We start from the raw sequence: 13337 nt of genomic DNA on the forward strand, positions 1-13337 counted from the left end.
TGCCTGTTTAATCGTGTCGATTAAAAGAGATTTACCAAAGCGTCTGGGACGCGAGAGGAAGTAGTATTTACCGTTCTCAGTCAAACGATAAACATGTTTTGTTTTATCAACATAGATATAATCGCTGGTGATGATTTCTGCCAAACCAGAAATACCAATCGGAAGTTTTTTCATGGGATTGAATCAAGCCATTTAAGATCGCAAAAGTATAACAGCTCGTGAGCGTTAAAACTATCCTTGATTTAAGTCTGCGCCCAAAAGGCGCTCACGATGTCAAATGCAGATTACTTCGGGCGAATTCCAAATTTGTGGACGATTGTACTTCCTTGTTCCCACGCAGGAGCGTGGGAGCAAGGAATGTCGCTTCATACGACATATGTGTTGTGTCAGCTCTGGCAAATCACCCACACCACAATGGATAAAACTTACTGAATGCTTCCATATTCATTTTCTGTGGTCTCCCTTCTTAATAAAGCAAGTTTTGCCTGATATGGAGGAATAATATTCCTTTGCCATACCTCTTTGAAAAAGTGTAATTCTTCATATTTCGTCAAAACATTATCGATATAGTGCATCACTCGTGGCAAGTAAGCTAAGTAATTTTTGCGCTTATTCTGCAAATCTTGACGGGTAAATATTCCTAGGCATTTCAAGTGCCGCTGCAACCCCATTAAATCAAACCATTGTGTAAAAAGTACTTTTGTCACCGTTTCGTCAAGGTAACCTTCAGACTTCGCCAGAATATAAAAGTTGTCCACTTCCTTTTTCACAAACGTCTCTGGCAAAGTTAAATAACAATCTCGCAAAATCGACACCAGATCGTAAGTAATGGGTCCATTAACCGCATCTTGAAAGTCAATCAAACCCAACGAATTCGACTGATACATGATGTTCTTACTGTGAAAATCACGAAATACAAATACGTTAGGCTGCGCCATTGCGTTATCTACCAGAGTTTTTTGCAGCTCTTTGTATGATGTTTCAAGTTTCTGCAATGTATCGGCATCCAAACCCAGCCACTGCCAAAACCAAAGCTTCATTACATCAAGCTCGCTCGCAAATTTACTTTCTTCATAATTGGGGAAAAGCATTTTCTCTACTTGCCAAAACTTCGGAATGAGTGCTAACACATCCTGGTACAAAGACAGATCTTTTTGTTGATATATCGCATGATAAACTTGCGTGTCACCAAAATCGTCCAAAAGTAGAAAACCGCTTTCTTGATCATAGGCATAACACTGAGGTGCATTAAGCCCAAAATAGCGCAATAAGCGCGCAACTCTAAAAAAAACATCGGGTTTTTCGCGATCTAATGGCGCATCCATGACCACATAGCTTTTAGTGCCAACGCAAACACGATAATATTGGCGAAAACTCGCATCTCCAACGATTGGAACCAGAGCAGGTTTATCTATGGGGAAAAGCACTGATAACCACTCGGTAATCTGTAAAAATCTGGATTGCACGACTTTTTCCTAGAAATCTAACAACAAAGCGATAGAATAGCAGTAGTTTTGGTTTGGCGAAACCTGGAATTCCTAGCAAATAAGCAAAAGGATAATATTTATTTAATGAAATCATTAATCACCTTACATAGAAAAATTTTGCCTATGGCAATGCTTTGTGCAATCCCTGGGGCTGGATTGAGCAAAATCACCATTGATAACCCCCTGCAAAGATCATGGCAATGTACAGCTGATGGCAACAGTTGGAAATGTGTTGAAATTAACAGTAATAATGCCGACTTGTTTAAAAAGGGTGTACTTCCCAAGGAAAAAAAACAAATTATCGCCGATGCCTTAGGTTGGGTACTCTCCAATAACCCCAATAATATTTGCGGCGGTTATTACTATCAACCCCCAGTTGAAAAAACACCATCTAACGAGGCAAAAGTCAATGCCCAGCAGTATCAGTATGCTCAAAGTGGGACGATTACCGCTGAAGGCGCCGTTGAGGTAAAAAAAGGCAATCAATACCTAAGCGCAGATAAAGCAATATTAACGCAAAATAAAGACAAAAAGATTGATCAAATTGACTTGATGGGCAACGTGAATTTAAGCCAACCTGGACAACTTGCCATAGGCTCACAAGGTCAAGCAAATATTAGTAGCAATACAGCCACCTTGGATGACACCTATTATTTAATGCGTGTGCGCCAAAAGCCAGGTGGCTCTATGGCAAATCTCACTGCTGATGAAGTGTGCAGTCAAGAAAACAACTTCACAGGCTTCGCTCATGGGCATGCGGATAAGATCATTCAAAACAGTAAGACCAGCTACTCACTTAAACACGCAACTTATGCCACAGATAGTCCTTATGACAATACCTGGATGCTAAATGCCACAACGATTGATCTGGATCGTGAATCGGGTATAGGCACGGCATATAATGCGTTATTCTATGTGAAAGATGTCCCGATTTTATACTGGCCTTATATGACCTTTCCAATCGATAATAGAAGACGCACTGGCTTCTTATACCCAACTGCAGGCTATAACAGCAATTCAGGCTATTTTTTATCCACACCATTTTATTGGAATATGGCACCTAACTATGACCTTTTGCTGACCCCAACGATATACAATCACCGTGGTGTTTTGCTTGATGGCAACTTTCGCTATCTCACGACAACACAAAGTGGTGAGCTAGATCTCGAATATATGCCACATGATCGTAGAGCAGGCATAGATCGTAAAGCACTCTCGTTCACTGATAATGGTAAGTATGATCAAAACTGGTCAAGCTACCTTAATTATCAATATATCGGTGATAAAGATTTTTATAATGATTTTGACAGTGACGACATGGGCTTATCGACACAAACCCTGCTCAATCGTCAGGCCTCATTGCGTTACAGCGACCCACATTGGAATATGAATACCACCGTACAGTCCTATGATGTCATTGATGACACCATGTATCTTGCTAACCGCCCCTATTCAATGCTACCGCAAATCAATGCTAATGCTGCCTATCCAGGTCTTTTACCCCATCTGGATTTAAACTGGGACAACCAGTTTACTTACTTCTATAAGCCTGGTTTAAACAGCATTTCACAAGTACAAGGTCAGCGCTACTACAGCTCCCCTAAGCTCAACTTTCCCTTGCAAAAAACCTGGGGGTTTTTCACCCCTTCGGTGACTTTGTCAGAAACTGCCTACACATTGCAAAATCGAAGCGCTGTTGCTTTTACTGGTGCAACCAACTTTAGTCAAAATCAATATCCACAGCAAAATATCACACGAAGCTTACCCATCATTAATCTCGATACGGGTTTGTATTTTGATCGCAAGTTCGGCTTCAATAACCATGAATACACACAAATCCTATCACCAAGACTGTTTTACACTTATATTCCTTATCAAAACCAAAGTAATATTCCCCTATTTGATACCTCTTTAAGTAACTTCAGCTATGCCTCTTTGTTCCAAACTAACACCTTCACGGGAATTGATCGCATTAATAATGCCAATCAACTCTCCTATGCGTTAGAGACATCGGTTAATGATCAGGCAACAGGAGTGAGTGTGCTTAGTGCTGGCATTGGTCAAATGGCTTATTTTACCGACCGCAAGGTTTCTCTTTGCTCAGGGACCGATGCAGACTGTGCCAACTCATATGTGCCATTTTATAATAGCAATTTTTCGGATGTTGCTGCCTTCTTAAACTATCGCTTTCTACCCAATTGGCAGCTGATGACCTCGGGGACCTATAACCCGCAAAATAATAATGTTGACTCACAGACCTATCAGATTCAATATATGCCCGACACTGATCATGTATTTAATATCGGTTACCAGAATATTAAAAATAACTACGCAGCCCTTACCCCCGCGCAAATTCAGGCAAACACACTTCCTGATTCGCTATCACAGATCAGCTTTTCAAGCATATGGAAGCTCTCCCCGCACTGGTCAGTCACAGGTCTTTGGAGCTATGCCTTTAACTCCAGACACACCACCAACATGTTTGCAGGTATTCAATACGATGCCTGCAGTTGGGCGGTGAGATTCCTGGCACAACGTTATGTCAACTCATCCAGTAACCCAAATGATCCAAATAATATCACGGGACCTTTGACCAATGCCTTTATCGTTCAATTTGAATTGAAAGGTTTAGGGGGAAGCAGTCAAAGCTCGCTTGATGAACGCCTCAGCATGATTCCAGGCTACACACCAAATGGTGGATTTAACTAGCTGAGTCTGCCGCTTCACCCTATACGCTCCACCCGTACAATGGCTTTCAATGGAGCAAATCCTTAATATGCGCCTCCAAGCTTGCTATATAACTTGCAAGCGTTGTTTCATCCCGTTTTAACAGCATAATAAGCGCTTTGGCAAAACCTGAGATTAAGAGACTCATTGCTTGCGCTTTCGGAATACCTCTGGACTCGAGATAAAACAAAGCCTGCTGATCCAGCTGCCCAATTGTCGCACCATGGTTGCAAATCACATCATCCGAATAAATCTCAAGCTCAGGTTTGGTATTAATTTCTGCCGTATTGCTTAATTGGATGTTGCGGTTATTCTGCAACGCCTTAACGCCATACAAACCATGAGCAACATACGCTTTCGCGTTAAAAGTGGCTGAGGCTTTGTCTCCGACAACCCCTCGAAACAAAATATCACTTTGCGTGTTGGAGGCTAAATGTTTAACATTAAAACGATAATCTGCTTTGGCAGATGCTGCTAGGGTGTATATGCCCTTAGCGTCAAAGCTCGCCCCTTCCTGCATTAGATCAATCTCAAATTCAACACGATTTAATGCAGCATACGCGCCAAGCTGGAAAGTCTCATATTGCGCACAGCACCCAATTGAAATGCTTAGTTTATGTGTAATGAGTAACTTCTGAAGACTCATATTCGCCAGCACATCATACGTACACTGCGCAAAATCCTGAAGCGTCACATCAGTCACGATATTTGCTGCTGAAAATTCTTCACCTAGCATGATATGATGTTCAGCAATCGTGCAAGCAGAAGATTTCTGCACAATGATGCTGTTATGATAATTTACCAACTTTGAGCTGCTATCTTTCGTATAAAGATAAGTCATGAGAATAGGCTTAGCTAACTTTATATTTTCTTTGAGCTCAATAACAGTTCCTGCCAACGTTGATGATGCGTTTAATAAACTCAACGCATTTTTTGAGCCTGCTATGGTGATCTCTTGCGATGAAAGTCCCCCTTTGACTGTAAGTCCCTCCACCTGATCGCAATGTAGCAGAACTCCATCGACAAAAACAATATTATGTGCATCCATGTTTAAATTTACAAGACTAAGAACACTTCGCGCATCAATATTGGCTTGCAGTTTAACCGTCTTAATACCATGCTTCTTATATAGGGCATCAAGGTCAGTATAACGCCAGCTTTCAGTCTTTTTTGTTGGAAAACCTTCTTGGACAAATGCCTGCCATAAATCTTGCCTGTTTTTGATTCCAGCACTATCTAAAAAAGCCAATTGTGCAAATGGGTGCTCTAATTGCAGCATTTTCTGCTCCTTATTCATTAATCCACGCGTAACCTTTATCTTCAAGCTCAAGAGCAAGCTCTCTGCCACCTGACTTGACCATTTTGCCATCGGCTAACACGTGGACAAAATCAGGAGCAATATAATTTAACAAACGCTGATAATGGGTAATGATAATAAATCCACGTTGACCGTTGCGCATATGATTGGCGCCTTTTGACACGACTTGTAAAGCATCGATGTCAAGACCAGAGTCCGTTTCATCTAAAATACATACTTTCGGCTCAAGCATCATCATTTGCAGCATTTCGTTGCGTTTCTTTTCCCCTCCTGAGAAACCTTCGTTAACTCCACGCTTCATGTATTTTTGATCCATTTGCAAAATATCCATATTAGTACGTAATTTTTTCATAAAACTCATTGCATCAAGCTCAGACTGTCCTTTGGCCTTGCGTAAACTATTGACTGCACTTTTTAAAAACTGAGTGTTACTCACCCCTGGAATTTCCACAGGGTATTGAAAACTTAAAAACATCCCCGCATGAGCGCGCTCTGAAGCATCGAACTCAAATAAATTCTGTCCATCCAGCAATACTTCGCCTTCAGTGACTTCATAGCCAGACTTCCCTGCTAACACATTGCCTAAGGTGCTTTTACCGGCACCATTAGGACCCATAATGGCGTGAACCTCGCCAGGGTTTACCGTGAGGTTGATTCCCTTTAGAATGACTTTATTTTCCACCTTGGCATGTAAATTTTTAATCTCTAATAACATATTCTTTGCTTCGCTTTTCTATTTTTCTATTTTTTGGCATATTGAGCGTATATTGATACGCCCCTACAATCCTTGGATATATGTGATACGCCCCTACCCTATTGCACCCTCTAAACTGACTTCCATCAGTTTTTGTGCTTCAACCGCAAATTCCAAAGGTAGCTTTTTAAATACCTCTTTGCAAAAACCATTGACGATCATTGCCACCGCATCTTCTGCTGACATACCACGCTGGAGACAGTAAAACAACTGCTCATCGGAAATCTTGGACGTAGTTGCCTCATGCTCAATTTGTGCACTTTTCGATTTATTTTCAATATAAGGGTAGGTATGAGCGCCACAGTTGTGTCCAATAAGTAATGAATCACATTGCGAGAAATTGCGTGCATTTTCCGCCGTTGGCAACATTCGCACCAGCCCGCGATAAGCATTTTGTGCATGCCCAGCTGAGATGCCTTTTGAGATAATCGTGCTTCTGGTATTTTTACCCATATGGATCATCTTGGTTCCTGTGTCAGCTTGTTGCCTATGGCGCGTTAGTGCCACCGAGTAAAACTCACCAACACTGTTATCCCCTCGCAATATGACCGATGGATATTTCCAGGTAATGGCTGAACCTGTTTCCACTTGCGTCCATGAAATTTTAGCGTGACTGCCTAAGCACGCCCCGCGCTTGGTGACAAAGTTGTAGATTCCCCCTTTGCCCTCTTTATCCCCTGGATACCAATTCTGCACGGTGGAATATTTAATTTCGGCATCCTTGAGTGCGATAAGTTCAACAACAGCTGCATGCAGCTGATTTTCATCGCGCATGGGAGCCGTGCAACCCTCTAAGTAGCTCACATAGCTGCCCTCATCGGCAATAATCAGTGTGCGCTCAAACTGCCCTGTATTTGAAGCATTAATCCGAAAATAAGTCGATAACTCCATGGGACAGCGTACCCCTTTGGGAATATAGACAAAAGAGCCATCGCTAAACACGGCTGAATTTAGTGCCGCAAAATAATTATCAGTTTGTGGCACAACCGTGCCTAAATATTGTTGCACCAATTCTGGATATTTTTGTAATGCTTCCGAAATAGGACAGAAAATCACGCCCGCTTCAGCCAACTTCTCTTTGAATGTAGTCACCACGGATACGGAATCAAACACCGCATCCACCGCAATACCTGCCAGCATTTCCTGCTCATGCAAGGGAATACCCAACTTGTTATAGGTCTCAATCAACTCAGGATCCACCTCATTAAGGCTTTTAGGTCTGTCTACGTTAGATTTTGGCGCTGCATAGTAACTAAGGTTTTGGTAATTAATTGGTGCATACTTGACATGTGCCCAGGTTGGCTCCTTCATCTCCAGCCATTTATGATAGGCTTTTAAACGCCAGCCTAGCATAAACTCAGGTTCATTTTTACGCTTAGAAATTTGACGGATAATCTCCTCATCCAGTCCCACACGAAACAACTCTTGTTCAATGTTGGTCACAAACCCATGCTTATACTCCTGCTCAAGAATCTTATTTATTTTGTCATCAGCCATGTTGCATGATCTCTTTATCGTTGTACGGTTTTTTTATTAAATCTTCGATTGCAAACTCGCTTAGCGTAGCGCGGACTTTTTTATTGATAGCATGCCAATAGCTCCCCATCTGGCAATTACCCACTGAGCATGATTTAAAACTTTGTGCACAACACTCGGTAAACGCAAGCTGTCCATCAATGGATTCAACTACGTCAAGCACCGATATAAAGCCAATGTGTTTTGCCAGAGCATAGCCACCATCCGCACCACGTCTTGCCAATAAAATTCCGCTTATGCTTAATAACTTCACTATTTTTCGTACCGTTGGCAAATTAAGTCCTGTCATACTTATCAGCTCAGTTGCGCTGTATAATCGCTCAGGATTCTGAGCAAATTTCAATACGATCATCACGCCATAATCAGCAAGCTTACTTACTTTTAACATTAAATGGTACTAGCTTAGTCTCATATGCGCAAAGGTTAATGGGTTTTGAAGTATGTGTCAACGGATTATAACCAGCTTAAATAGACTTGAAGTCAAGCAAGATACTAAATTTTTCCCACAGAATTTAGCGCTTGATATATTGTGCTAAATGGTAATATCAAAGAGTTAGGCTTATCTAATAACCTTATCGCACCAAAAGTTTCGTACCATTTTGCTGCTTTTTCATCTTTTGCATCAATTAGCATTGCCACCCCACCTGCCTGTGAAGCAACAAAAATACAACGCTTTCCAGCAGATAGCAGTAGTTGCCCTCCTAAACCAACTCCCTGATAATTAACATCAACCGCCAGTCTTGCTAAACGAAACACGGGAATTTCGTGTCTAGCCAAGCCTTGTGTTAATTTTTGCGGTGCTGCATTGTAAGCAATAGACGCGGGACTTAACGTATAATATCCCATTACTTTACCATCATAATCATTAATGGCTACATACGTTTTAGCCACCCCCTTATCATGATTTTGTCTTGCATATTTCACAAAAAAACCATTCAACTCACCATTACCACAATTAAATGATTGCCAATCATGAGTTGTTGCAATGGCTTCTTCATGCCATGCCATAGGCTTTATACTCATTTTATTGTATATTTAGGGAGATCAAATGCTGCTTTCAACATTTTTGCATTGGGTTTCTGAGGATCGTCCAGCAGTTTCATGACTTCTATACTATCCCTTTTACTTAATTCAATTCTCTCATTCTCCTCAATCACCCTATGAGCTGCTGATATGGAATTTTTTAAAACAAATTCCGTCAAATTGACATGAAGCAAACTTGCCGCCTTCATTAACAAACCCTTTTCCTCGATGTTAATACGTAACGACATTCTCTCATTGTGTTTAACTACAGCTTGTGGCATAGCCCTCTCCTTTTTGTGCACATTCAAGTTGTACGTGCATTATAAGCAATTTCAACTTAAAAGCAAACCACCATCTAACTTTAAGGAGCTAGAATGAATAAATTCAACCAAGACCTCATTCCCATGCTCCTGCGTGGGAATGCGTAATTTTATACCCTAAGGTAAATTTTAAAAATCTCGTCCCTTTAGGATCAAACTATAAAAATGCTTTGCAATTACTTTTTTCCACTGTACTCTGTTTGCTTAGAGATAAATTTTCGGCAAAAGTACCTAATTAGATGCGTTTTTACAATCGTTCATTTGTGTTAAAAAGCAGCTTAAACGCTTGTGGAGCCTGTTGTTTATTTCCTTTATCCTGTTGCTGTCGATGTAGCAAGCCTAATTAAGGTTTTCTCATTGAGCGTTTGTTTTCAAACACAAAATAATCACCTTTAAATTAGGCTTTTCTCCACAGTTTTATTATTTTTGTAAATCAAACAACAGGATAACAATATGATTAAATCAACACTTTTGTTTATTTTAGCGGCCCTTTTTTTATTTTTTGAAATGGCACTTCAAGTCTCCCCAGGCATCATGACCTATGACTTAATGAAAAGTCTCAATATCGATGTCTTTTGGCTAGGGGTCACCTCTGGGGCTTACTTTATTACTTATACCTTAATGCAGATCCCCGCAGGTCTTTTTTATGATCGTTTTTCTGCTAGAAGTGTGATTTTGCTCCCGCTTCTTATTTGTATCATCGGGGGCTTTTTATTCGCGCTTGCACCTAACTTTTATTTAGCCGCCTGTGCACGTATTTTTATGGGCTTTGGTTCAGCCTTTGCCTTTATTGGCGTGCTTGTTGTTGCAAGTCATGTCTATAGCAAACGCTACTTCACTTTAGTTGCAGGAATCACCCAAATGCTTGCGGCTTTGGGTGCCATGTGTGGCGCACTGCCGCTGATTCCTTTGATCAATCATTTTGGCTGGCGTGCGACAATGATGATCATCAGTGGCTTGGGATTAATTCTATTCATCGCCATGATTTTTTATTTAAAGCTACCCAACAAACATCTAAGCAACACAGCTGCGACTAATTCTTGGGTTGCTTTTAAAAGCGTTGCCCAAAAATCACAAACCTGGATGATTGCCATTTACGCCTGCTTACTATGGATGCCGATGTCGGTAGTCGCCTCGCTGTATGGCATTCCCTTTGTCGAGCAGTACTTTAAGCTTTCCTTTTCATCATCAGCGACAGTCATTACCTTCATGTGGATTGGCATCGCCATTGGCAGCCCAATCTTTGGATTTTTAGCAGATAAAGCCCACAAACTTAAAGAAACACTGGTTGTGTGTGGCATGCTTGGGGTCATTTCTTTTGCCCTTATTACTTTGGTCCCAATCAATCAAGCCTTCTTGCTTATTTTGTTATTTTTTATTGCGGGTGCCGCATGCGCGGGTCAAGCGCTAAGCTTTTCCCTTGTTTCACGCAACAACAAGCTCGAGCATCGCGCAACAGCAATCGGTTTTAACAATATGGCAGTCGTTATTTCTGGTTTTATCTTCCAGCCACTCATCGGCTATATTATTCGCACAAGCCAAAGCACACCTGTAACCGATTACTTGTATGATGGCAACAGCTACCACAAGGGTATGCTGGTCGTGTTACTTGGTTACATTATTGCAACTATAACGGTTATTTTCTTTATTAGAGGGAAAACTAGCAGCACCTAGACTCTGCAAAAAGAAATATTATAACTTGTAGCTTGAGGTGCTGGAGCGTTGAAGCTAATCAACTTCTGCAGATCACCATAAAGCTCAACAGGTGTCCATGGTTGAGGCTGCCCTACATTAAAGCCAGTTTTATCCAGCCATTGCACTTGATACTGAAACTTTTGCGTTGAAGATTTCTTATTCTGCACCAACACTTGTCCTTGCAATGTGTCACCTGCTGAAGTTTTTACAACTGGCTGCATTGCCTTTAATTGACCAAAGCCTGAGCCAAAGCTCTCAGCCGATACCGTATTGGCAGGCAAGGTAATACAGCGACTAGCACATCCGCTTAAGCCCAACACTAAGATCACCAATAACCCACTGCACTTTACTGCTTTAATTTCCATGTTTTATACCTCATTCTATTTAGTCCAACCACTCAGTCTGACATCAGGACTCAGATAAAAAACTCTTTAGGGTTTCTGAACGTGATGGATGTCTTAATTTACGCAATGCTTTGGCTTCAATCTGACGAATACGCTCACGTGTTACATCAAACTGCTTACCAACCTCTTCCAAAGTGTGATCAGTATTCATATCAATGCCAAAACGCATCCGCAAAACTTTTGCCTCACGCTCAGTCAAAGTGCTCAGAATACCTTTGGTAACTTCTTTTAAGCTTTCACTTGTTGCACTATCCACAGGAGAGTCAGAAACTGAATCTTCAATAAAGTCGCCCAAATTAGAGTCTTCATCGTCACCAATCGGAGTTTCCATTGAAATGGGTTCCTTAGCGATCTTCATGATTTTACGAATCTTATCTTCAGACATATCAATATGTTGACTCAACTCTTCAGGAGTTGCCTCCTTGCCCGTTTCTTGAAGAATCTGGCGCGAGATACGATTTAGCTTATTGATTGTCTCAATCATATGCACAGGAATTCGGATTGTGCGCGCCTGATCAGCAATTGAGCGCGTAATGGCCTGACGAATCCACCATGTTGCATAGGTTGAAAACTTATAACCGCGCCGATATTCAAACTTGTCAACTGCCTTCATTAACCCGATGTTTCCCTCCTGAATCAAATCAAGAAATTGCAAACCTCGGTTGGTGTATTTTTTGGCAATCGAAATCACCAAACGCAAGTTTGCCTCAATCATTTCCTTTTTTGCGCGTCGTGCTTTTGCTTCACCAACTGAAATACGCTTACTTGCCTCTCTTAGATCATGGATTGACATATCCGCACGATCTTCGATAAGCCCAAGCTTTAATTGAATGGCTTTAGCATCTTCAACTACATCCACTAACTCTGGATACTTTTCAATACAATCATCTAACCAATTAATATCTGTTTCTCTCCCCTGGAAGTGAGAAACAAAATATTGTTTAGGCATTTTTCCCTTTTCAACACATAAACGCATAATCTTGCGATCATGCCCACGAATTTCTGTCACAAGACCTCGAATGGAGTTGATCATACGATTCAATTGCGCACTGGTATATCGCATACTTAAAAACAAGACTGATATTTCGCTTGAAGCATTAACATACGCCTTACTGCCAACGTCCTGATCCAAAAGATAATTAAACTTAAGCTCAAGTTCTGCAAATTTTTGGGCAGCAAATTCAGGATCTGGACCTGTGTCCTCTACGGTATCAACTGAAGCACTACCTGCATCCTCTTCATCCTCAGCAGTATCCTCTGGGGGATTATCCTCTAGAGTGGCTTCTGGGTTATCCAGCATTGAGCCAACATCAGTTCCTGAGGCATCAACTTCATCGTCTTCATTAAAACCTGAAATGAGATCTGAGAATTTAATGAATTCGTACAAAGGTATTTCTTCCCTTTCTTCATCATCAAGCTGCGTGTGTTCTTCACGTGCTGCATCCGTCAAATCCTGATAGCGTCCCAGCAAAGACTTAATGACATAGGGGTATTCAGACAGTGCGTTTAACACTTCCTTTGTGCCTTGCTCAATGCGCTTGGCAATTTCAATTTCTCCTGAGCGTGTCAACAAATCTACCGCACCCATTTCACGCATATACATTCTAACGGGGTCTGTTGTTCGTCCAAAATCCCCATCCGAGGATAATGCCTGAACCGCATCCTCATCAGATGTGCTTTCGGATTCAGCCTCCAATAACAACAAATCTTCCACATCAGGCACCGATTCAAATACCTTTACCCCAACGTCATTGATCATCTGAATTACTTCTTCAATACGCTCAGGATCAGTGATCTCATCAGGCAAATAATCATTGACATCCGCATAGGTTAAATAACCCTGCTCACGCCCCAATGCTAATAACTCTTTTATTCGCGACAGTTGCTGTTCTTTTGTTTGATCTGACATTAAAATCTCACTTTTACATTTATCTCAATATTTGCTTATTTTATCACACCATGATCAAATACTCGGCGGTAACTATATTTCCGCCCATCACCCAGTGTGAGTTGTCAGTGTGACACTGATTACTCACTGCTTCCCCATAAACTAATGGCACTACCTTAAGCACT

General features: G+C 41.3%; 12 protein-coding genes. 2 read left to right on the forward strand and 10 right to left on the reverse strand.

Annotated elements, in window-relative coordinates; genetic code table 11:
- Together CU053_RS04955 and CU053_RS04960 are read right to left on the reverse strand one after the other, a co-directional pair.
- The coding region (locus tag CU053_RS04955) for an AAA family ATPase (protein ID WP_158107014.1) at nucleotides 1-174 on the reverse strand (174 nt) is incomplete at its 3' end.
- Between the two features lie 251 nt (nucleotides 175-425).
- Complete coding sequence (locus CU053_RS04960; RefSeq protein ID WP_100550838.1) at nucleotides 426-1466, reverse strand: aminoglycoside phosphotransferase family protein; 1041 nt, start codon at nucleotides 1464-1466, stop codon at nucleotides 426-428.
- 105 nt (nucleotides 1467-1571) lie between these two features.
- Between CU053_RS04960 and CU053_RS04965 the strand changes: the two genes are divergently transcribed.
- The gene (locus CU053_RS04965) at nucleotides 1572-4196 is read left to right on the forward strand and encodes an LPS-assembly protein LptD (protein ID WP_100550839.1); all 2625 of its coding nucleotides are present in this window, start codon (nucleotides 1572-1574) and stop codon (nucleotides 4194-4196) included.
- A gap of 46 nt (nucleotides 4197-4242) precedes the next feature.
- On the opposite strand, the gene sufD is transcribed toward CU053_RS04965, so the two are convergent.
- The 6 genes from sufD to CU053_RS04995 form a co-directional block, all read right to left on the reverse strand.
- Complete coding sequence (gene sufD, locus CU053_RS04970; RefSeq protein ID WP_158107015.1) at nucleotides 4243-5493, reverse strand: Fe-S cluster assembly protein SufD; 1251 nt, start codon at nucleotides 5491-5493, stop codon at nucleotides 4243-4245.
- Nucleotides 5494-5503: 10 nt separating this feature from the next.
- Complete coding sequence (gene sufC, locus CU053_RS04975; RefSeq protein ID WP_100550841.1) at nucleotides 5504-6247, reverse strand: Fe-S cluster assembly ATPase SufC; 744 nt, start codon at nucleotides 6245-6247, stop codon at nucleotides 5504-5506.
- Nucleotides 6248-6340: 93 nt separating this feature from the next.
- A complete protein-coding gene (sufB, locus tag CU053_RS04980; RefSeq protein ID WP_100550842.1) occupies nucleotides 6341-7783 on the reverse strand; it encodes a Fe-S cluster assembly protein SufB in 1443 nt (480 codons plus the stop codon).
- On the reverse strand, nucleotides 7776-8210 hold the full coding sequence (locus CU053_RS04985) for an SUF system Fe-S cluster assembly regulator (RefSeq protein WP_100550843.1): 435 nt from the start codon (nucleotides 8208-8210) through the stop codon (nucleotides 7776-7778). Before CU053_RS04985 ends, sufB begins: the two co-directional genes overlap by 8 nt.
- A 104-nt stretch (nucleotides 8211-8314) precedes the next feature.
- Nucleotides 8315-8845: a GNAT family N-acetyltransferase gene (locus CU053_RS04990; protein WP_100550844.1), complete on the reverse strand. Its 531-nt coding sequence runs from the start codon at nucleotides 8843-8845 to the stop codon at nucleotides 8315-8317.
- Nucleotides 8842-9126, reverse strand: a complete 285-nt coding sequence (locus CU053_RS04995; protein WP_100550845.1) for a type II toxin-antitoxin system TacA family antitoxin — start codon at nucleotides 9124-9126, stop codon at nucleotides 8842-8844. The genes CU053_RS04990 and CU053_RS04995 overlap by 4 nt, the downstream gene beginning before the upstream one ends.
- Nucleotides 9127-9618: 492 nt before the next feature.
- Between CU053_RS04995 and CU053_RS05000 the strand changes: the two genes are divergently transcribed.
- On the forward strand, nucleotides 9619-10839 hold the full coding sequence (locus CU053_RS05000; RefSeq protein WP_100550846.1) for an MFS transporter: 1221 nt from the start codon (nucleotides 9619-9621) through the stop codon (nucleotides 10837-10839).
- Here the strand turns inward: CU053_RS05000 and CU053_RS05005 are convergent.
- The gene (locus tag CU053_RS05005; RefSeq protein WP_100550847.1) at nucleotides 10836-11225 is read right to left on the reverse strand and encodes a YcfL family protein; all 390 of its coding nucleotides are present in this window, start codon (nucleotides 11223-11225) and stop codon (nucleotides 10836-10838) included. The genes CU053_RS05000 and CU053_RS05005 overlap by 4 nt on opposite strands.
- A gap of 43 nt (nucleotides 11226-11268) precedes the next feature.
- On the reverse strand, nucleotides 11269-13173 hold the full coding sequence (rpoD, locus tag CU053_RS05010; protein WP_100550848.1) for an RNA polymerase sigma factor RpoD: 1905 nt from the start codon (nucleotides 13171-13173) through the stop codon (nucleotides 11269-11271).
- Nucleotides 13174-13337 lie beyond the last annotated feature (164 nt).

This window comes from Caedibacter taeniospiralis (assembly GCF_002803295.2).
Lineage (GTDB): Bacteria > Pseudomonadota > Gammaproteobacteria > Francisellales > Francisellaceae > Caedibacter > Caedibacter taeniospiralis.

Excerpts from the sequence above, each read along its gene's own strand:
- CU053_RS04990 (WP_100550844.1), bottom strand. The coding sequence starts at position 8,845 with ATGAGTATAAAGCCTATGGCATGGCATGAAGAAGCCATTGCAACAACT.
- CU053_RS04995 (WP_100550845.1), bottom strand. The coding sequence starts at position 9,126 with ATGCCACAAGCTGTAGTTAAACACAATGAGAGAATGTCGTTACGTATT.
- CU053_RS04985 (WP_100550843.1), bottom strand. The coding sequence starts at position 8,210 with ATGTTAAAAGTAAGTAAGCTTGCTGATTATGGCGTGATGATCGTATTG.
- CU053_RS05005 (WP_100550847.1), bottom strand. The coding sequence starts at position 11,225 with ATGGAAATTAAAGCAGTAAAGTGCAGTGGGTTATTGGTGATCTTAGTG.
- sufC (WP_100550841.1), bottom strand. The coding sequence starts at position 6,247 with ATGTTATTAGAGATTAAAAATTTACATGCCAAGGTGGAAAATAAAGTC.
- sufB (WP_100550842.1), bottom strand. The coding sequence starts at position 7,783 with ATGGCTGATGACAAAATAAATAAGATTCTTGAGCAGGAGTATAAGCAT.
- sufD (WP_158107015.1), bottom strand. The coding sequence starts at position 5,493 with ATGCTGCAATTAGAGCACCCATTTGCACAATTGGCTTTTTTAGATAGT.
- CU053_RS05000 (WP_100550846.1), top strand. The coding sequence starts at position 9,619 with ATGATTAAATCAACACTTTTGTTTATTTTAGCGGCCCTTTTTTTATTT.
- rpoD (WP_100550848.1), bottom strand. The coding sequence starts at position 13,173 with ATGTCAGATCAAACAAAAGAACAGCAACTGTCGCGAATAAAAGAGTTA.
- CU053_RS04965 (WP_100550839.1), top strand. The coding sequence starts at position 1,572 with ATGAAATCATTAATCACCTTACATAGAAAAATTTTGCCTATGGCAATG.